Origin of the sequence: Rheinheimera sp. 1928-s, from assembly GCF_029269265.1 — a bacterium.
Taxonomy (GTDB): Bacteria; Pseudomonadota; Gammaproteobacteria; order Enterobacterales; family Alteromonadaceae; genus Pararheinheimera.
In genome coordinates this window covers 248663-268666 of the sequence record NZ_JARIXP010000005.1, presented here as the reverse complement: position 1 = coordinate 268666, position 20004 = coordinate 248663, and the positions used below count along the sequence as shown (strand labels likewise).

The 20004-nt window shown below is 46.6% G+C and carries 20 protein-coding genes; 14 read left to right on the top strand and 6 right to left on the bottom strand.

Annotated elements, in window-relative coordinates; translation table 11 throughout:
• The first annotated feature begins 202 nt into the window (after window positions 1-202).
• The gene (locus tag P3C17_RS14200; RefSeq protein ID WP_008898286.1) at window positions 203-415 is read left to right on the top strand and encodes a cold-shock protein; all 213 of its coding nucleotides are present in this window, start codon (window positions 203-205) and stop codon (window positions 413-415) included.
• Window positions 416-533: 118 nt separating this feature from the next.
• Here P3C17_RS14200 and dinB read toward each other — a convergent pair whose 3' ends face one another.
• Entirely contained in the window at window positions 534-1586 is a 1053-nt protein-coding gene (gene dinB / locus P3C17_RS14195; protein WP_300930054.1) for a DNA polymerase IV, read from the bottom strand.
• Window positions 1587-1820: 234 nt separating this feature from the next.
• On the opposite strand from dinB, the gene glyA reads away from it, so the two are divergent.
• The 10 genes from glyA to P3C17_RS14145 all read left to right on the top strand — a co-directional run bounded on the left by glyA (window position 1821) and on the right by P3C17_RS14145 (window position 12080).
• Complete coding sequence (glyA, locus tag P3C17_RS14190) at window positions 1821-3074, top strand: serine hydroxymethyltransferase (protein ID WP_300930053.1); 1254 nt, start codon at window positions 1821-1823, stop codon at window positions 3072-3074.
• A 75-nt stretch (window positions 3075-3149) separates the two neighbouring features.
• The gene (gene nrdR / locus P3C17_RS14185) at window positions 3150-3602 is read left to right on the top strand and encodes a transcriptional regulator NrdR (protein WP_233078364.1); all 453 of its coding nucleotides are present in this window, start codon (window positions 3150-3152) and stop codon (window positions 3600-3602) included.
• Entirely contained in the window at window positions 3603-4727 is a 1125-nt protein-coding gene (ribD, locus tag P3C17_RS14180; RefSeq protein ID WP_300930052.1) for a bifunctional diaminohydroxyphosphoribosylaminopyrimidine deaminase/5-amino-6-(5-phosphoribosylamino)uracil reductase RibD, read from the top strand.
• On the top strand, window positions 4712-5362 hold the full coding sequence (locus P3C17_RS14175) for a riboflavin synthase (RefSeq protein ID WP_300930051.1): 651 nt from the start codon (window positions 4712-4714) through the stop codon (window positions 5360-5362). Before ribD ends, P3C17_RS14175 begins: the two co-directional genes overlap by 16 nt.
• A 30-nt stretch (window positions 5363-5392) precedes the next feature.
• Window positions 5393-6502 (top strand): bifunctional 3,4-dihydroxy-2-butanone-4-phosphate synthase/GTP cyclohydrolase II, encoded by a 1110-nt coding sequence (gene ribBA / locus P3C17_RS14170; protein WP_300930050.1) that lies wholly within the window; start codon window positions 5393-5395, stop codon window positions 6500-6502.
• A 136-nt stretch (window positions 6503-6638) separates the two neighbouring features.
• Window positions 6639-7103 (top strand): 6,7-dimethyl-8-ribityllumazine synthase, encoded by a 465-nt coding sequence (gene ribE / locus P3C17_RS14165; protein ID WP_233078360.1) that lies wholly within the window; start codon window positions 6639-6641, stop codon window positions 7101-7103.
• A gap of 9 nt (window positions 7104-7112) precedes the next feature.
• Window positions 7113-7526 carry a transcription antitermination factor NusB gene (nusB, locus tag P3C17_RS14160; protein ID WP_008898294.1) on the top strand — a complete coding sequence of 138 codons (414 nt, stop codon included), beginning with the start codon at window positions 7113-7115 and terminating at the stop codon, window positions 7524-7526.
• A 32-nt stretch (window positions 7527-7558) separates the two neighbouring features.
• Window positions 7559-8518: a thiamine-phosphate kinase gene (thiL, locus tag P3C17_RS14155; RefSeq protein WP_300930049.1), complete on the top strand. Its 960-nt coding sequence runs from the start codon at window positions 7559-7561 to the stop codon at window positions 8516-8518.
• The gene (locus P3C17_RS14150) at window positions 8518-9012 is read left to right on the top strand and encodes a phosphatidylglycerophosphatase A (protein WP_300930048.1); all 495 of its coding nucleotides are present in this window, start codon (window positions 8518-8520) and stop codon (window positions 9010-9012) included. The genes thiL and P3C17_RS14150 overlap by 1 nt, the downstream gene beginning before the upstream one ends.
• Window positions 9013-9044: 32 nt before the next feature.
• Window positions 9045-12080 carry a diguanylate cyclase gene (locus P3C17_RS14145; protein WP_300930047.1) on the top strand — a complete coding sequence of 1012 codons (3036 nt, stop codon included), beginning with the start codon at window positions 9045-9047 and terminating at the stop codon, window positions 12078-12080.
• 101 nt (window positions 12081-12181) lie between these two features.
• Here P3C17_RS14145 and dxs read toward each other — a convergent pair whose 3' ends face one another.
• The 3 genes from dxs to P3C17_RS14130 are packed head-to-tail and all read right to left on the bottom strand — an operon-like array spanning window position 12182 to window position 15195.
• The gene (dxs, locus tag P3C17_RS14140) at window positions 12182-14047 is read right to left on the bottom strand and encodes a 1-deoxy-D-xylulose-5-phosphate synthase (RefSeq protein WP_300930046.1); all 1866 of its coding nucleotides are present in this window, start codon (window positions 14045-14047) and stop codon (window positions 12182-12184) included.
• Window positions 14048-14060: 13 nt separating this feature from the next.
• Complete coding sequence (gene ispA, locus P3C17_RS14135; RefSeq protein WP_300930045.1) at window positions 14061-14948, bottom strand: (2E,6E)-farnesyl diphosphate synthase; 888 nt, start codon at window positions 14946-14948, stop codon at window positions 14061-14063.
• 1 nt (window position 14949) lies between these two features.
• Window positions 14950-15195, bottom strand: coding sequence for an exodeoxyribonuclease VII small subunit (locus tag P3C17_RS14130; protein WP_008898300.1), 246 nt, complete (start codon window positions 15193-15195; stop codon window positions 14950-14952).
• Window positions 15196-15405: 210 nt separating this feature from the next.
• Here P3C17_RS14130 and pomA point away from each other — a divergent pair, with 210 nt between their 5' ends.
• The 3 genes from pomA (at window position 15406) to thiI (ending at window position 18673) form a co-directional block, all read left to right on the top strand.
• Window positions 15406-16179: a flagellar motor protein PomA gene (gene pomA, locus P3C17_RS14125; protein ID WP_300930044.1), complete on the top strand. Its 774-nt coding sequence runs from the start codon at window positions 15406-15408 to the stop codon at window positions 16177-16179.
• Between the two features lie 8 nt (window positions 16180-16187).
• Entirely contained in the window at window positions 16188-17132 is a 945-nt protein-coding gene (locus P3C17_RS14120) for a flagellar motor protein MotB (RefSeq protein WP_300930043.1), read from the top strand.
• Between the two features lie 80 nt (window positions 17133-17212).
• Complete coding sequence (gene thiI / locus P3C17_RS14115) at window positions 17213-18673, top strand: tRNA uracil 4-sulfurtransferase ThiI (protein ID WP_300930042.1); 1461 nt, start codon at window positions 17213-17215, stop codon at window positions 18671-18673.
• On the opposite strand, the gene P3C17_RS14110 is transcribed toward thiI, so the two are convergent.
• Together P3C17_RS14110 and P3C17_RS14105 are read right to left on the bottom strand one after the other, a co-directional pair.
• Entirely contained in the window at window positions 18655-19563 is a 909-nt protein-coding gene (locus P3C17_RS14110) for a 2-dehydropantoate 2-reductase (RefSeq protein ID WP_300930041.1), read from the bottom strand. The genes thiI and P3C17_RS14110 overlap by 19 nt on opposite strands.
• Window positions 19542-19892 carry a VanZ family protein gene (locus P3C17_RS14105; protein ID WP_300930040.1) on the bottom strand — a complete coding sequence of 117 codons (351 nt, stop codon included), beginning with the start codon at window positions 19890-19892 and terminating at the stop codon, window positions 19542-19544. The genes P3C17_RS14110 and P3C17_RS14105 overlap by 22 nt, the downstream gene beginning before the upstream one ends.
• Window positions 19893-20004: the final 112 nt, after the last annotated feature.

The following is a 20004-nucleotide window of genomic DNA, read 5'->3' as shown; positions in this document are numbered from 1 at the left end:
AATTGTTTTGGCTGAAGAATTATTTAGAGTAACTGGAACGGCCAAAACCAGAAAAACTATTTTTCTGTCGGATCAGTAATAGCTATTGACCACTTTGTCGGGTTCACTGATAATGGGGTCGTAATATGTACTAGCTCGAACACGGCCGGTAATATTTAAGTCGCCAAACAATTGGCAAATTTAGTTAAAGTAAGAGAATGTTATGTCACAATTAATTTCCGGTACCGTTAAGTGGTTCAACGAAGATAAAGGTTTTGGTTTCATCGAGCGTGAAGGCGGCAAAGACGTATTCGTACATTTCCGCGCTATCAATGGCACAGGCCGCAGAACTTTAGTTGAAGGTCAACGCGTAACTTTCGAAGTTACTGAAGGCCAAAAAGGTCCTCAGGCTGAGAACGTAACTGTTACCGGTTAATAGTTTTCTGAAAAAGAGCCAACTTTAAGTTGGCTTTTTTTATGTCTGAAATTCAGTAGAGTTTAACTCTAACCAATTGTTTTTACTTAGTAATTTTTATTTTGTTATTGAGCAATGCTTAAAGCTCTAACGATAACTGGGCCTGAGCTTCCTGCGCTTTTAATCCAACATGAATACCCACCAGCCGTACTTTTTTACCATGACCTCTATGCCAGGCTTGTTCCAGTAACTGTTTTAAGCTGGCCATATCCAATTCGGGTTGTTGTTTCTCTACTGTGGTTTGTTGAAAATCAGCAAATTTCAGTTTAATGCCTATTTTCTGAATATGAGCTGTTGCTTCACAGCGCTCAATACGGCGCCGAAGTTTAGGTAAAAGCTCTGACAGACTTTGTTGGCCTGCATTCAGATCGGGTAAATCTTCCGTATAAGTATGCTCAACAGCTACAGACTTTCGTGGGTAGTCATTTTGTACATCACGGCTGTCGCGGCCGAAACTGCGTTCTATCAAGGTTTCAGCAAAACTACCAAAGTGTTTCACCAGCGTATGCAAAGGCGCATTTTGTATATCGACGCATTTATAGAAACCTAAGGTTGCCAGTCGTTCAGCAGTTTTTTTCCCAACACCTGGGATTTTATGCAAAGGCAGGAATTTGACGAAATCGCTGACTTTGTCAGGCGGTAACACAAATAACCCATCAGGTTTATTTTCATCACTGGCAATTTTGGCGAGAAACTTATTCGGCGCTACACCAGCTGAAGCTGTTAAACCAGTTTCTGCAAAAATGACCCGGCGAATTTCTTCAGCAATGCGGGTCGCGCTGCCAGAAAACAAAGTGCTGTCGCTGACATCCAGATAAGCCTCATCTAAAGACAGTGGCTCTACCTTGTCAGTATACCGATGAAAAATGGCTTGAATTTGTAAACTGGCTTCCTTGTATTTTTCCATATTACCGGGTAATAACAGCAGATGAGGGCAGAGCTTTAGGGCTTGTCCTGTGGGCATAGCAGAACGCACACCATAAACACGGGCAGGGTAGTTGCAGGTGCTGATCACACCTCGTTCGGTGCGACTACCACCTATTGCCAGCGGAATGGTACGCCAGTCTGGTCTGTCCCGCATTTCTACCGCGGCGAAAAAACAGTCCATGTCGATATGAATGATTTTTTTCATTTACAAAGCACTGTTGGTTTATACAGTTGTATGATTGACCAGTTTTTGCATTTTGTAAAGGTGAGCACTGTTTATATTTACAGTTAATCATCTGACTCAACCGACCACTGCTTAGATATTGAGGTTTGGATGTTTAGATGGCTATTTAATAGCTGCATCTTTAGTAGATTCCATGTAGAATGCTGCGCAGTTTTTTGTAAATAGTCTGGCCCTTTTGGCCCACTGGGAGCAAGCATGTTAAAGCGCGAAATGAACATTGCCGATTTTGATCCGGAATTATGGCAATCCATTACCAACGAAACCCAACGTCAGGAAGATCACATCGAGCTGATCGCTTCTGAAAACTATGCCAGCCCACGTGTATTGCAGGCTCAGGGTTCTCAGTTAACCAACAAATACGCTGAAGGTTACCCGCATAAACGTTATTACGGTGGTTGTGAGTACGTGGACGTGGCTGAAGATTTAGCTATCGCCCGTGCCAAAGAATTGTTTGGTGCAGATTACGCAAACGTGCAACCGCATTCCGGTTCTCAGGCCAACTCAGCGGTATTTTTAGCTTTATTAAATGCAGGCGATACTATTTTAGGTATGAGTCTGGCGCACGGTGGCCACTTGACGCACGGTGCTTCAGTCAGCTCTTCAGGTAAATTGTACAAAGCTGTGCAATACGGTCTGCATCCTGAAACTGGTGTGATTGATTATGCTCAGGCTGAAGCTTTAGCTTTGGAACACAAACCAAAACTGATCATTGCTGGTTTCTCTGCCTATTCAGGCATCATCGACTGGCAGAAATTCCGTGAAATCGCTGACAAAGTGGGCGCTTACCTGATGGTAGATATGGCGCACGTAGCTGGTTTAGTGGCTGCTGGTTTATATCCAAACCCTGTGCCAGTGGCTGATGTAGTCACTACCACCACTCATAAAACTTTAGCTGGCCCTCGCGGCGGTTTAATTCTGGCCCGTAAAAATGAAGAGATCGAAAAGAAACTGAACTCTGCTGTTTTCCCTGGTGGTCAGGGTGGTCCTTTGATGCATGTGATCGCTGCTAAAGCCGTTGCGTTCAAAGAAGCGCTGCAACCAGAATTTAAAGTCTATCAGCAGCAAGTGCTGAAAAACGCTGTGGCTATGTGTGATGAAATGATCAAACGTGGCTACAAAATTGTGTCTGGTGGCACCCAAAACCACTTATTCCTGATGGATTTAATCGACAAAAACATCACGGGTAAAGAAGCGGATGCTTGGTTAGGCCTGGCTCATATCACTGTAAATAAAAACTCAGTGCCAAATGATCCTCGTTCTCCATTTGTCACCAGTGGTTTACGTATCGGTACTCCTGCTATTACCCGTCGTGGTTTTAAAGAAGCAGAAGCCCGTTTAGTCGCCAGCCTGATCTGTGATGTGCTGGACAGCCGCGGTGACGCTGGTGTGATCGACAAAGTACGTGCCCAAGTGTCTGAAGTCTGTGGCCGTCTGCCGGTTTATGCCTGATTGCCAGCTATGACTGAACAAAGATAGAGTGTTATGATGGCCGCCTAATGCGGCCATTTTTTTCGGAGAAATTCCGTGTTTTGTCCTTTTTGTCGTGCCGACGATACCAAAGTTATAGACTCCCGCTTAGTGGCGGAGGGATCTCAAGTAAAAAGACGACGTGAGTGTGGCGCCTGCCATGAACGTTTCACCACTTTTGAAGCTGCCGAACTGGTGATGCCCCGTATCGTGAAACGCGATGGCTCCCGCGAGCCTTATAATGAGGCCAAATTACGTAGCGGTGTAATGCGTTCACTGGAAAAACGTCCTGTACCGACTGAGCAGATTGAATCTCTTATCAGCAAAGTGGAAAGCTTATTACGAGCCACAGGCGAGCGTGAAGTACCAAGCCAGTTACTGGGCACACTGATTATGGATGAGTTGGTGAAACTCGATAAAGTGGCTTATGTGCGCTTTGCGTCCGTCTACCGCTCCTTTAAAGATATCCGCGAGTTTGGCGAAGAAATTGCCCGGCTTGGAGACAACTAAGTGAGTTTTACTGAACTCGATCATCATTATATGGCCCTAGCCATAGAACTCGCCTCTAAAGGCCGTTTTACCACTGCACCTAACCCCAATGTAGGTTCTGTCATTGTGCGCGACGGCGAAGTTGTAGGAGAAGGTTATCATCGTCAGGCCGGTGGCCCACATGCTGAGGTATTCGCCTTGCGTCAGGCGGAGCATCTCGCTTTAGGCGCCACCTGTTATGTTACCTTAGAGCCTTGCAGTCATTATGGCCGCACTGGTCCTTGTGCTTTGGCGCTGGTGAACGCCGGTGTAAAAAAAGTCATAGTGGCAATGCTGGACCCTAATCCTTTAGTGGCTGGTCGTGGTATTCAAATACTAAAAGACGCTGGCATTGAAGTGCAGGTTGGTCTGTTAGAAGAGCAAGCCCGCGCCTTAAATCCTGGTTTTTTAAGCCGGATGGAGCGGAAAAAACCTTATATCCGGCTTAAACTTGCCACCAGTCTGGATGGGCGTATTGCGCTTGCCAATGGCAAAAGCCAGTGGATAAGCTCGTCTGAATCCCGTTCTGATGTGCAGCTGATGCGAGCTCAAGCTCATGCCATTTTGTCGACTGCTACTACTGTGCTTGCTGACAATGCCCGTTTAACGGTGCGCTCTGAAGGCCTGGCTATACCCTCTTTAGAAGATGGCTCTGTGCGTCAGCCGATACGGGTTATTTTAGACCGCAGCCTTAAATTAACGGGTCAGGAGCTTTTGTTTTCACAAAATGGCCCCATAGTGCTGGTGCATGATAAGCAATTCAAACCTGCATTTGAGCACCCGCAAGTCCGTTTTATTGCGCTCGATGCTGATGAGTCAGGACTGAATTTAAACGAATTAATGCCTGTACTAGCGGCAGAAAACTTCAATGACCTGTGGGTTGAAGCTGGTGCTGTGCTGGCTGGGTCGTTGTGGCAGGCGGGGTTAGTGGATGAACTCATCGTCTATCAGGCGCCCGTGCTGTTAGGTGATAAAGCCAAAGCCATGCTGCAGTTACCAAACTACAATGAGCTTTGCGAAGCTCAGCATTTTGTATGGACTTCAGTCGAAACACTGGGGCCTGATTTAAAATTAACAGCAAGGTTAGAACCATGTTTACCGGAATAATCGAAGCGACTGGACGGGTGAGTGCCATTAAAGCGTCAGGTGTGGATTTAAAGCTGACTATTGAATCCGACAGCCTGGACTTTTCTGATGTCAAACTCGGCGACAGTATTTCCAGTAATGGCGTCTGTCTGACTGTCACAGCTTTGCGTGGTAAAAGTTTTGATGCCGATGTGTCTGGTGAAACCGTCAAACGCACTTTATTTGGCCAGTACAAAGCAGGGCAGTTACTGAACCTGGAAAAAGCCTTGCTGGCGACAGGTCGCTTAGGTGGTCACCTAGTCAGCGGTCATGTCGACGGGATCAGCAGCGTTGAAAAAATTGAGAAATTTGGTGAAGCCTGGCAAGTCTGGGTAAAAATGCCAAAAGATTTAGCACATTACATCGCTGAAAAAGGTTCGATTACGGTGGATGGCATCAGCCTGACCGTCAATGAATTAAGTTCTAGCGCTTTTCGTTTAACCATAGTGCCTCATACGGCACGGGAAACCACTTTGATGAGCCTTAAAGCGGGCAGTCAAGTGCATCTGGAAGTGGATTTAATAGCGCGTTATTTAGAACGTTTGCTGCAAGGCCGCCAAGGCGCTGGTAGCAAAGGCGTGACTATAGATTTATTGCAACAACGTGGTTTTTTATAACGCAGTAAGGCCCGGGGCCTGAGGTGAAGTATGCAACTGAATACACCAGCAGAAATTATTGAAGATATTCGTCAGGGTAAAATGGTTATTCTGATGGATGACGAAGACCGCGAAAACGAAGGCGATTTAGTGATGGCGGCCGAATACGTCACGCCTGATGCAGTGAATTTTATGGCCACTCATGGCCGTGGTTTAATTTGTTTAACGCTGACTAAAAAACGCTGTGAACAATTAAAACTGCCTCTGATGGTGGATAAGAATTTATCGCCATTCTCAACTGCTTTTACTTTATCTATTGAAGCTGCTGAAGGCGTGACTACTGGCATATCAGCAGCCGACCGCGCCCGCACTGTCAAAGCGGCAGTCGCGCGTGATGCCAAGCCTACAGATATTGTTTATCCAGGCCATATCTTCCCTTTAATGGCACAGGATGGCGGTGTGTTAGTGCGTGCCGGTCATACGGAAGCGGGCTGCGACTTAGCCCGGATGGCGGGTTTAGAGCCTGCTGCTGTCATTGTTGAAATTTTAAATGAGGACGGCACTATGGCGCGTCGTCCGGATTTAGAAATTTTTGGCAAAAAACACGGCATTAAAATTGGCACCATCGCCGATTTAATCGAATACCGTAACCTGCATGAAACCACTATAGAGCAGGTGGCGAGTTGTCAGTTACCTACTGAATTTGGTGAATTTAATCTGGTCACTTTCCGTGACACCATCGACAATCAAATTCATTTTGCTTTGGTCAAAGGTGTGGTCGAAGCAGAACAAGCGACTTTAGTCCGTGTGCATTTACATAATACCTTCAGTGATTTGTTGTTATCTGACCGTGGCGCCAATCGCAGCTTCTCTTTGCACTGTGCCATGAAGCGTATTGCAGATGAAGGTGGTGTGCTGGTGCTTTTAGGCAAAAATGAAAGCAGTGCAGAACTTGTGCAGATGGTACAAAACTTTGAAGCCGAAGATAAAGGCGAAAAAGCCAAGACCGATCTTTGGAAAGGCACCTCCCGTAATGTGGGTGTGGGTTCACAAATTCTGGCCAGTTTAGGCGTGAAAAAAATGCGTTTGTTAAGTGCACCGAAAAAATACCACGCACTTTCTGGTTTTGGCTTAGAAGTTGTCGACTACGTTTCGGAATAGTTACATAAATGGCGTCGCCACAGCCCAAGATTTACTAGCTGAGATTTGGCATTGTTGTGTTATCATGGCGCCCGTTTTTTTGAATTCTGGTTTTTTAAAACCATTTTTTGCAGCTAAATTGCAATAAGGACCTCCAATGCAGGTGATTGAAGCAGGGTTAACCGCTAAAGGTAAAAAATTTGCCATCGTTGTGGCCAGATTCAACAGCTTTATTGTCGAAAGTTTATTAGACGGTGCTGTAGATACCTTAAAGCGTGTTGGTGACGTCGCTGATCAAGACATCACTGTGGTTCGTATCCCAGGCGCTTTTGAAATGCCATTAGCTGTACAAAAAGTTGCAGCCAGTGGTAAGTATGACGCGATCATCGCCTTAGGTGCTGTGATCCGCGGTGGTACACCTCATTTTGAATACGTGGCTGGCGAATGCACTAAGGGCCTGGCTCAGGTGATGATGCAGCACAGTATTCCTGTTGCTTTTGGCGTATTGACTGTAGACAGTATCGAGCAGGCTGTTGAGCGTGCTGGTACCAAAATGGGCAATAAAGGCGCAGAAGCAGCGATGTCCTCGCTGGAAATGGTAAACGTTCTCTCTCAGTTGTAGGATTTGTTGATGAAACCTAATGCACGTCGTTTGGCCCGTTCTTTGGCCGTTCAGGGAGTTTATAGCTGGCAGGTCAGCAAGAACCCTATTGGTGATATTGAACAGCAGTTATTGCTGGAACAAAACACCAAACATCTGGACGTGGGCTATTTCCAGGATATTTTGCGTGGTGTGGCTGTGAATCATCCTGTATTGGATGAAGCTGTAAAGCCGTTTTTAGACCGTCCATTTGAAGAAATTGATCTGGTCGAAAAAGCCATACTACGAGTATCAGCTTACGAGCTGAAATACCGTCTGGATGTGCCTTACAAGGTGGTGATTAACGAAGCCATCGAACTGGCGAAAGCTTTTGCGGCCGATGACAGCCACAAGTTTGTCAACGGCATACTTGATAAAGCCGTCAAACGCCTGCGAACCGAATAAAAAATGGAGAGCCGGCGTAAGTCGGCTTTTTTATGGGTGAATTTGAGTTAATTCAACGTTGTTTTGCCGAGGCGGGCCGTAAACGCACTGACGTTGCCATTGGTATTGGCGATGATGGTGCTGTTGTGCAGGTGCGTGACGGCTGTGATCTTGTGATCACCACCGACAGCATGGTCGAAGGCATCCATTTTTTCCCGGACGTCGATCCGCGTTCGCTTGGGCATAAGTTGGTGGCAGTCAATGTCAGCGATTTAGCCGCTATGGGCGCTGAACCCTGCTGGCTATCATTAGCTTTAACTTTGCCTAAAGTCGATGAAGACTGGCTGGTGGCTTTTGCTGAAGGTTTAAGTGAAACGGCGGATTATTACAATTGCCAGCTGATAGGTGGCGATACCACCCGTGGTCCTTTAAGCTTAACTATGATAGCCAAAGGCCTGGTGCCTAAGGGCAAAGCTATTACCCGTGCCGGGGCTCAAAACGGTGACTATCTGTATGTCACAGGCACTTTGGGAGATGCGGCTTTAGGTTTACAGCTGGTACAAAACAAAGTTGAGATCAGCAAAAAACACCGGGCTCATATACTGCAACGTTTTCACTATCCAACAGCCCGTGTGGCTTTAGGTCAGGCACTGCGTAATATTGCCAGTTCTGCTATGGATGTTTCCGACGGTCTTGCAGGCGATTTACCTCATATTTTACGTCGCTCCAAAGTAGGGGCTGTGGTCGATGTCAGCAAACTGCCTATGTCGCAGGCGTTAAAAGACAGCTGCAGCGCAGAACAGGCATTGCAATATGCCTTGTCCGGTGGTGAAGACTACGAACTGTTGTTCACCGTACCGGAAAATCGCCGTGGTTCGCTGGAAGTGTTGTTATCTCCTTATGGCGTGCCTGTAACCTGCATTGGCCGTATTACCGGTGCTGTGGGTAAACTGGAGTTTAAACAGGGCGAATTGCCCTTTATCTACCAGCATCAAGGCTTTGAGCACTTTTAATGACATCTCCTCAAAAATCCGACCCTAAATTTGACTTGAGAAAGTGGACGCATTTTCTCGCTTTGGGTTTTGGTTCTGGTCTGGCGCCAAAAGCACCCGGTACTTTTGGTACTTTGGCGGCTTTACCTTTAATTTATCTGCAGTCTTTATTGAGCCCTCAGCTTGCGTTGGTTTGGGTGTTGTTCGCTTTTGTGCTGGGCTGTTATGTTTGTGGTCAGACAGCCAAAGATATTGGTGAACATGATCACGGTGCCATCGTCTGGGATGAAGTGGCAGGTTATAGTTTGGCCATGTGGTGTATTCCGTTTGAATGGCAATACCTGTTGGCTGGTTTTTTACTCTTCCGCTTTTTTGATATCGTCAAACCCTGGCCTATTCGTTTGCTGGATAAAAAAATCCATGGCGGTTTTGGCATTATGATTGACGATATGCTGGCTGGTTTCTTTAGCTGGCTGATCCTCTTCGCGCTGGTGCAGTGGCAAGCTTTTAGTTAATATAAATTTTTCCCTGCAAAGCGGTGATCTTTGTGCGTTTTTCGCTTCTGGTTTTTTTAGCCTTTTTTTCTGTAGCCGCAGTCGGCCAGAGCCAGTCCGGTTCTATTTATGATTTTGATATCAAGCACTGGAACAGTGCCGACGGCCTGTCGTCGAATTCCGTTCGGGCGATCAGCCAGGATCAATTGGGTTATTTGTGGGTGGGCACTTTATACGGTTTAAATCGTTTTGACGGCCATCGCTTCACCCAGTTCAGTACTAAAACCAGCCGCCAGCTTGCCAGCAACTCCATCAATAAACTCGTGTTGGATCAACAAGGTTATATGTGGGTGGGCACTAAAGCTGGTTTATCTGGTTTTAATCCACAAACCTTGAAGTTTGATCGATACCCTATCTTGGCTGAAGTGACCTCTATAGTGCAGGTAGCTCCGGATGAAATATGGGTGGCAGCCGAAAATTTATTTAAAGTAAAACAAGGCAAAGTCAGTCGTATCCGTAGCATTAAAGAATCAGTGGTACAGATGGAAATGGCTGGTGATTCAGTATTAATCAGCACGACCAGGTATTTATATAAACTGAGTCCACAGGGTGAAATCCAACAGATCCCCTTACCTGATGAACTGCAACAACACCCCTTATACGATTTAAGCTGGTTTAACGATACCTTGCATTTCGCCAGTGAGTCAGGATATTTCCATCTGGATAAAACGCAACAGGTGGTTCGCTGTGATATTCATGGTGTGGATAATTCAGCCATTTATAAATTGTTCAGAGACAGCTCTGGTAATGACTGGATATCAGGCTACAACAAGTTGTATCACCGTCATGCCGGACAAAAGTGGCAACACATCAGTGCAGAGGAACTGGGCAGCTCGCCCTGGTTCAGTGATATTTTTGAAGACAGAGACAATAACATCTGGCTGGCGAGTTTCAGCGAGGGTTTATACCGGGCTTCTCCGGGGAAAATGCGCCGTGTGGTCGGTGTAGGCCAGCAGGATATGGTCGTGCGTAGCGTGCGCTATTCTGCTCGTTTAAACAGTCTTTTGGTGGCAACCCAAACCAATGTCGGATTGTTAAAAGCCGATCAGCATTTTGTCGAGCTGGTGGATCATCAGTCGCTGGGTCAAAGTACAGTTTATGATTTTTACGACAGGAGTAATCAGCTGTGGCTGGGTACTGACAACGGTTTACTGCTGTATAACTTTGACGATGCCAAAGTCAGCCGACCTTTTAAAGAGTTGGCCACAGCCTCTATTCGTGTGGTGCAGCCTCACGCCGAGTCCGGCTTATGGTTTGGTGGTGCCAGTGGCTTATACCATTATGATGGTGAAACACTGAAAGCCGCTCCTTTTAATTCGGATCTGGAATCGGCTTTTGTCACCGTTATCGAAAATCAGGGCCAGGATTTATTGATCGGAACGACCAGCGGTTTGTATTGGTATCAGCAGGAAAAACTCAACAGGGTAGGATTAGGCACTCCTTTATTCGGTGCTTATATCACCAGTGTTTTAACGCTGGCTGATCAACAAATGCTGGTGGCTACGCTGGACGATGGTTTGTTTATCAAAAACCCACAAGGGCAATGGCGGCAGTATGACAGCAGCAATGGTTTGCCTTTGGATCCGGTGATCAGTTTATGGTACGACAGAGATACTGATTATCTGTGGGCCAGCAGCTTAAAAGGTGTGTTCAGATTTAAGCCACGGTCGGAGAAAAATGGTAATCAGCCACTTAACTTTGAACTGATTTTGTCACCTTATGACAGGCAATTGGGCACTGCACCAGGCCGCTGCTGTAATGGAGCTGGTCACAGCAAAGTGGCGAAATGGCAGGATCAGCTATGGTATCCAAGCTTAAAAGGTCTGGTAGCAGTGCCTTTACAATTGGCTATGGCACCAGACAGGCTGTTGCAACCTTTATTGCAGGATGTTGTCGGTCAAAACTCATACCGCTTGTTGCCCGATCAGAATCAGTTGGTGTTGGACACCTCAGACCGTAATATTAGTATCCGCTACAGTGCGCTGGAGTTTATTAAAGCCAATGCCATTGAGTTCCGCTATCAGCTTAAGGGCTTTGATCAGGAATGGCAGCAGGTTGGTCAGCGACGTGAGGCTATTTATACCAACTTGCCACCTGGCGGTTATCAGTTTGTCGTGCAGGCCCGCTATTCCAGCCAGGGCTGGACGGATCAGCAGCAATTAAAACTGGATTTGGTGGTGCCGAGATTATTCACTGAAACTGTGGTGTACCAAGGCTTGTGGGCCTTGTTAGTGATCCTCGCTTTGTATGGTCTGGCTTGGCTATGGCGCCGCAATGCGGTGATGCAACAGCAAGAGCTGAGTAAACTGGTGCGTCTGCGTACTGCTGAGCTGGAAAACAGCAACTCACGTTTGAGTGAGCTGAATGAACAGCTGTCGCAACTGACTCACAAAGACACTTTAACCGGCCTTAGAAACCGCCGCTTTTTGTTTGAGCAATTACCCAAAGATGTGGAGCAGTATCAGCACAACAGAGACGCCATGCTGCAACAGGGCAAGTGTATAGCACTGCTGCAACTGGATATGGATAATTTTAAATCCATCAATGATTTATACGGCAATAGCGCAGGGGACAGTGTACTGCAGCAAATCAGTGGTTTGTTGTTACGTGAAAGCCGTGGAGCCGACTATGTAGTGCGATATGCCGGTGAGCAGTTTGTTCTGGTGCTGCGGGACGTTGAATTTGCCACAGTGCGTGATTTTGCATTGCAGTTGAATCAGTTGGTGGCACAAGCTCATTTTCAGATCCCTGACGGGCGAACCGCATCTTTGACCTGTTCCATTGGCTACAGTTGCTTCCCGCTGGAGTTGTTAGGCGGGCAACTGATTTCGTGGGAGATTTCATTACAGCTGGCAGAAATTGCCTTGAGTAAAGTCAAAGAATCAGGCCGCAATGGCTGTGCTACTTTGGGTTTTGACCCGCAAGTAGACGCCTTTGAATTTGAGGATTCAGGTCTTATTGATATGCAGATTGAAAAATTACTGGCTGATGGTCTGGCATGGTTTGAAGTGAAAAATTACTTCGGTTAACAGCTGTAGTTCTTGAAGCCACAGCGTTGTTGTTTGCGCTTTAGCGTAAATTGGAATGTGAGACGGGCGGGTATAAGACCCGCCCCTACAGCAGAACAGAATTAGCGGCTAAGAAAAGCTGCTATTTTGGCCTGAATACCGACACAGTTTAAACCCAGTTCGGCGTAGATTTGCTCCTGAGTACCATGCTTGATAAAAATATCAGGCAAACCGATATTCAAAAGCTTCACAGGCAACTGCTCTGCAATGCAGTATTCATTCACCGCAGAACCTGCGCCACCCATCAAGGCATTGTCTTCAATAGTGACAAAATGACTATGAGTTTTGCTTAGTTCTGTCAGCAACTGCTGATCCAGAGGTTTAACAAAACGCATATCCACCAAAGTGGCGTTTAATTGTTCTGCTACTGTATGGCAAGCCTGCAATAAAGGGCCAAAAGCCAGTAAGGCCACTTTTTCACCCTGACGGCGAACCAGACCCTTACCTAAAGCCAATTCGCTCATGACGGTCTCTGGTGCTTCACCATTGCCGCTGCCCCGAGGATAACGCACTGCGGCAGGACCTTTGTGCTGATAGCCGGTATACAACATCTGGCGGCATTCATTTTCGTCCGAAGGCACCATAATCAGCATATTCGGAATACAGCGCATAAAACTTAAATCGAATGAGCCCTGGTGAGTAGGGCCATCAGCTCCAACCACACCAGCACGGTCTATGGCAAATAACACATCCAGGTTCTGGATCGCAATGTCGTGAATAAGCTGATCGTAACCACGTTGCAGGAAGCTGGAATAGATAGCCACTACAGGTTTTAAGCCTTCAATTGCCATACCAGCAGCTAAAGTCACGGCATGTTGTTCTGCAATAGCCACGTCAAAATAGCGATCGGGATAGCTTTTTGAGAACTGGACTAAATCTGAGCCCTCGCGCATGGCTGGTGTAATGCCCTGCAGCTTCGGATCAACAGCTGCCATATCGCAAATCCACTGGCCAAAAATATTAGAAAACGTGGCTTTTCCGGCTTTTTTCGCAGGCTGACACTGGGCCGCAGGGTCAAATTTACTGACCGCATGATAACCAATAGGGTCTTGCTCTGCCGGTAAATAGCCTTTGCCTTTTTTGGTCACTACATGCAGTAATTGCGGGCCTTTGAGGTTGCGCATATTACGAATGGTATCTGCCAGGCCTGTGACATCATGGCCATCAATAGGCCCTATGTAGTTAAAGCCCAGCTCTTCAAAAAAAGTACCAGGGGTGACCATGCCTTTAAAATGTTCTTCAGCGCGGCTGGCTAATTGATGCAAAGGCGGAACGCCACTTAAAATCTTTTTGCCGCCTTCACGCAGGCTGGTATAAAAGTTACCGGATAAAATGCGGGCAAAGTAACGATTCAGCGCTCCGACATTTTCAGAAATCGACATTTCGTTGTCGTTTAAAATCACCAGCATGTCAGGCTTGACTTCACCTGCATGGTTCAGCGCTTCAAAGGCCATACCTGCAGTAATAGCGCCATCGCCAATCACTGCTACTACTTTACGGTTTTTCTGTTCAGCTCGGGCCGCTATCGCCATGCCCAAAGCGGCACTGATGGATGTGCTGGAATGGCCCACACTTAAGGTGTCGTATTCACTTTCTTCCCGCCATGGAAAAGGGTGCAAGCCATCTTTCTGGCGAATACTGTGCATTTGATCACGGCGGCCTGTCAGAATTTTATGCGGATAAGCCTGATGACCCACATCCCAAATCAGCCGATCAAAAGGGGTGTTATAGACATAATGCAAAGCAACAGTCAGCTCAATGGTGCCAAGACCTGAGGCGAAATGGCCACTGCTTTGGCTGACGGTTTTTAATAAAAATGCTCTTAATTCGTCGCTGAGCGCAGGCAGTTGGTCCTGCGGTAACTGGCGCAGTTCTGCTGGCCAGTTGGCTTTTTGCAGCAGAGGGAAATCGTGACTAGCTCGTGTCATGAGAATGCCTGTATTAAAACTGTCGGGCAATAACGTACCGGGCCAACGCCACCAGTTCGTCCGTTGCATAAGGGAGTTCGCGCAAAGCGGCTAAAGCCTCTTCAACCAATAATTGTGCTTTTTGTCTGGCTTGTTCCAGGCCTAATAGCGCCGGGTAAGTGGCTTTATTGGCTTTTTGATCTGAGCCAGCGGTTTTACCCAGCACTTGAGTGTCGCCTTCAATGTCCAGAATGTCGTCCTGCACCTGAAAGGCTAATCCTATGGCTCTGCTGTAGCGCACCAATGCGTCTAAATGAGCAGTATTATCTACTGGACTGGCCAGATAAGCAAAACGCACTGAACATTCAATTAAAGCGCCAGTTTTTAACTGATGCATCTGTTCCAAAGCTTCAACCGACATTTTCTGATTGGTATGAGCCAAATCAATAGCCTGACCACCGCACATACCGTTGTAGCCTGCATGCAGAGCTAATTGTTGCACCATTGCAAGAACACGTTGTGCCGGAACCTGTTGGTAGTCATGACTACTTAATAGTTCAAAAGCGAAGGTCTGCAGCGCATCGCCAGCCAAAATAGCGCTAGCTTCATCAAAAGCTCTGTGACAGGTCGCTTTACCACGACGTAAATCGTCATTATCCATGGCTGGTAAATCGTCATGGATTAAAGAATAGGTATGCAAGGCTTCAATAGCGCCAGCCGGACCGTCCAAATCGGCCAAAGAGGCGCCTAACATCTGACCGCAGCTATAAACTAAAAAAGGCCGCATGCGTTTGCCACCCAGCAGCAAACTGTAGGCCATGGCCTGATGCAGGCGTGGGTCGGTCAGAGGTTTTTTTTCTAATTGGTGTTGCAGCACCTGTTCCAGCCGTTGCTGGTGAGAGGTTAAAGAAACTAACGTCAAGTCATTCACCTTCACTTGTCACAAAAGGCTCTAGTTGGTCCTGACCTGCATCCTGGACTAATAACTGAACTTTTTGTTGTGCAGCCTGTAATTGCTGCTGACTGGTACGGGAGAGTTCGATACCACGTTCAAATTGTTGCAAAGCTTGATCAAGACTTAAGTCGCCCTGTTCCAGTTGCTGTACTATCTGTTCCAGCTCGGCAATGCTCTGCTCAAAATGGCTGAAATCTGTTTTCTTTTTTGTCATATTTTCGCCTGATAATGGATGTCTGACCAAGCCCAGCGCGCTATTATGAGCAATCAGGACCGCATTGGGAAAGGATAAATTTGTTCGAGGCCAGAATTTATAGTTAACTATCCCATACTTTTGCCGATAACTCACTATAAGCTAAGATAAAACCAGCTCAATGCTGGTACAAAACCAAATATTTGCATTCAGTTTTCCGGGAGATACGCAGTGGATTTAGCAACCGTCATAGGATTAGTCGCGGTCATGGGCATGATGGGCTGGGCGATGTTTTTAAGCTCCAGCGGCAACATTGGCATGTTTTACGATTTTGTTTCTATCGTTATCGTGTTTGGTGGCAGTCTGACTGCTGTCGTCATAAAGTTCACTTTTACTCAGTTGGCTGATGCAATGAAAGCCATTGGGAAAGCCTTTATGTTTAAAATTGAATCGGCAGAGGAGCTGATTGAAAAAGCGGTGCAATTGGCCGATGCGGCTCGGAAAGGCGGTTTTCTGGCATTAGAAGAAGCGGAAATCCCCAATGCCTTTATGCAAAAAGGCATCAACATGCTGGTGGATGGCCATGATGCTGATGTGGTTCGGGGCACTTTAGAAAAAGACATCGAATTAACCTATTCCCGTCATAACAACGCTATCAATGTGTTTAAACAGTTAGGCGACTTAGGCCCGGCTATGGGCATGATAGGAACTTTGATTGGTCTGGTTGCCATGCTCTCCAACATGTCCGATCCAAAGGCGATAGGGCCAGCTATGGCGGTTGCGTTGTTGACAACTATGTACGGTGCTATTCAGGCTAACTGTATCTTTTTGCCATTGTCAGAAAAAATGGCGGTGCGTAACGAAGAAGAAAAAACCAATAACGAGCTTATTCTGGACGCCATCATGGGCATACAGGACGGTCAGAATCCTAAGGTTATTGAAGGCATTTTGCGTAATTACCTTGCCGCCAAAAAACGTGAACCTGCAGCGCCTGCAGCAGAGTAGGAGTTTGTATGGCAAAGTGTAAAAAGTGTCCACCACCGGGTTTACCAGCGTACATGGGAACCTTTGCTGATCTGATGGCGCTGCTAATGTGCTTCTTTGTTTTGTTACTGTCCTTTTCTGAAATGGACGTGCTGAAATTTAAGCAAATTGCAGGTTCAATGCAGTTTGCTTTTGGTGTGCAAAATAAAATTGAAGTTAAAGACATCCCCAAAGGCACCAGTGTGATTGCGATGGAGTTTCGCCCTGGTCGCCCTGATCCAACCCCTATCGATACCATTCAGCAACAAACGGTAGAAATGACTCAGCAAATGCTGAATTTCCAGGCAGGTAAAGAAGACGAAGCCGGGGGCAGGCAAGAACAGCGGGAAGATAAAACCGGTGGTCAGTCTACCAGCACTGAAGAAGAGCCGATGGATACGGTTGCAGCAGCTGCTGAGTTACAGGAACAGACCAATGAGCTGCTGAAAAAAATTGCCGAGCAACTGGAAAAACAAATTATGGATGGCGCTATAGAACTGGAATCTTTAGGCCAGCAAATTATTATCCGTATTCGTGAAAATGGCTCTTTCCCATCAGGATCTTCGTTTTTACAGCCGAGGTTTAAACCTATTATTCAGAACATCGGTGCATTATTAAAAGATGTACCTGGTGAGATCACAGTGTCAGGCCATACGGATGCCGAGCAGGTGTCAGATGAATTGCATAGTAATAACTGGGATTTATCGGCTCAGCGCGCGGTGTCTGTGGCGTCTGAAATGATTAAAGCCCCGGGGTTTGATAAGAACCGTCTGGTGGTGATGGGACATGCGGAAACCCGGCCTTTGGTGCCCAATGACAGTGAAAGCAATAAAAGGCGAAACCGCCGGGTAGAAATTTCTATTATGCAGGGCAAACCGAAAGAGTCAGAGCCTATTAGCCTGGAACCTGCGGCTCAAGGCACACCTAATCAATAAAGGCCTGGTCAATAAAAACTAAACTGTTGATGCAAGGCGCGGTATAATCCGCGCCTTTATTTTTTGTAGCGAGTTTATTGATGGAATTTTTAGTCAAACTGCACCCGGAAATATCGATTAAAAGTAAATCGGTCCGGAAACGTCAGACCATGCTTTTAGAGCAAAATCTGAAGACCATTTTGTTGCGGTTAGACCCATCCGTTACTGTTAAAAATAATTACGATCATTTACTGGTGCAAACAGCGTCCGACAGTCCTAAATTGCGTCAGCAAATGATTGACCATTTGGCCTGCATTCCCGGCATAGTGCAGTTTATGGAAATGCAGTCCGGCACTTATAGCTCTTTGCACGACATTTTTGAGCAAGTCAAAACTGTGTTTAGCCAAAGATTGGAAGGCAAAAGCTTTTGTGTGCGGGTAAAACGCACTGGTGATCATGAATTCAGCTCCCTCGAAGCCGAGCGTTATATTGGTGGCGGCTTAAATCAGCATATTCCTTCGGCTCGTGTGCAACTGAAGAACCCTGCGGAAGTCGTTCGTGTTGAAATTAAACGTGAGCAGTTGATTATCGTCAGTCAGGTATTTGAAGGCATGGGCGGTTTTCCTTTGCCAAGCCAAACGGATGTGTTGTCTTTAATTTCAGGTGGTTTTGACTCAGCTGTAGCGAGCTATTTGATGATCCGCAAAGGTTTACGAACCCATTATCTGTTTTTTAATTTGGGTGGTGCAGCACATGAAACCGGTGTGCGGCAGATGGCGTTTTATCTGTGGCAAAAGTTCAGCTTGTCGCACAAGGTCAAATTTATCAGTGTTGATTTTGCGCCTGTGGTGACTGAAATTCTGGAAAAAGTCGACAATGGTCTGATGGGCGTCATACTCAAGCGCCAGATGATGCGCGCTGCTGCTATTGTGGCTGAGCGTTTAGGCGTTCAGGCTATAGTGACAGGGGAGAGTGTGGGCCAGGTAGCCAGCCAGACTATTGCCAATTTAAGTGTGATAGATAAAGCGACAGATACCTTAGTTCTGCGTCCGCTGATTTATCAGGATAAGCAAGAAATCATTGATTTAGCGCGGAAAATTGGCGCTGAAGATATGGCCAAAACTATGCCGGAGTACTGTGGTGTTATTTCGAATAACCCTACGGTCAATGCAGACTTAAACAAGGTACTCTTGGCTGAACAACAATTGGATCTGACGGCTTTAGAAAAGCTTGCTCAGGACGCTAATGTATTGGATATTCGCACTGTTGAATTTCAGGCAGAGCAGCAAATCAGCACAGTGCTGGATGAAAATGCGATGGCTGCTGATGCTGTTATTCTGGATATTCGCGCCCCGGATGAAGTGGATCTGAAGCCTTTGGTTGGTGCCCATCATCAGGTGCAGCTCTTACCTTTCTACAAACTAGCCAGTCAGTTTAGCCAGTTGGATCAGACACAACAGTATTATTTGTACTGTGAGCGCGGCGTGATGAGTCGTTTGCAGGCGTTATTGCTGGCTGAACAGGGTTATACAAACGTGGGCGTTTATCGCGGCGACTTTTGAAGTAGCAACTGATAAATCGCCTGATGGGCAGGCAGTTGCAGTTGATGCTGCTCTGCCTGTTTCAGTAAGAATCCAGTGATATAGTCAAGCTCACTGCGGCGGCCTTTGGCAAAATCCTGCTGCATCGAGGAATAATTATCAGCGGTTTGCCTGGTCACCTGCGCTACTCTGCTTTGAATTGCCTCAATGCTAAAATCTTGCGCTGATGCTTTTGCTACAAGCACAAACTCTTCAATCAATAGTTCTATAGCTGCGGTATATTTGCTGTTGCTCAACTCACCATTTTTACATTGATGCAAAGCGGTGAGTGGATTAATCACTGCATTTACTGCCAGTTTCTGCCAGAGTGCCGGCCAGATATCCTCCAACACCACAAGCGGACCCAACGCAGCTTGCATGGCTTGTTCCACTGCTGTTTGTTGAGCGAAAGCTGCCTGATTTAATGCACCTAACACCGATTGCCCCACGCCACTGTGGATCACTGTCGCATCTTCAGGTTTAAAAGCGCCATGGCTGGTGCTTAAGAACCACAAGCCTTGCTCTGGTTTAAGTAGTGGCAATATTTGCTCTATAGTACCCATGCCATTGTGGCTAAGCACCAATTGAGCATTATCCGCCAGTAAAGGGAATAGCTGCTTTATTGCATCCAACACTGCATAAGCTTTTACGGGCAGAAGGATATAAGAGTAAGGGAGCTGTATCTGACTGGGCAAAGAAAGCTGCTGAGAATGAGCAGCGGACTGAAAAGCGAAATTAAATATACCTGGATTACGGCGATGCAGTTGCACCCTATAGCCTGCCAGATGCAAACGGGCTGCCGAGAGAAGGCCAATGGCACCTTCACCTACGACAGTCCACAACGCTTGGGTTATTGCGTGCGGTTGCGCCATTTTTTGACAGCAAAATAGCACAAATAAAATACGGCTACACCAACCAGATCGGCGACCCAATCTAACAATTCTGCACGGCGATAGCTGGTTAAATAATTTTGCAGGAACTCGATGGCAACGCCATAACCGGCCATAATCAACGCCGCTTGCCATAGCTTAGGTTTATAGCTCCATTGCAGCATAGCGGTCAGACAGAAAAAGACTAAAAAATGCAGTGCTTTGTCGTATTGGTTTAAGCTGATACCACTACTTTTTACTTCAGTCAGAAAACCAAAAGTGGCTGCGATAAACACCAGCAAACAAATCGCATGGTAAAGATGACGCTTCACAAGATACTCTTCTTTAAAAGACCTGGCCGGATTGTATCAGTTTTACGATTACAATCTCTAGCCTGAAACAACGAGACCTTTATTCCTTCATTCGACCTGGTGTCAAACCTTG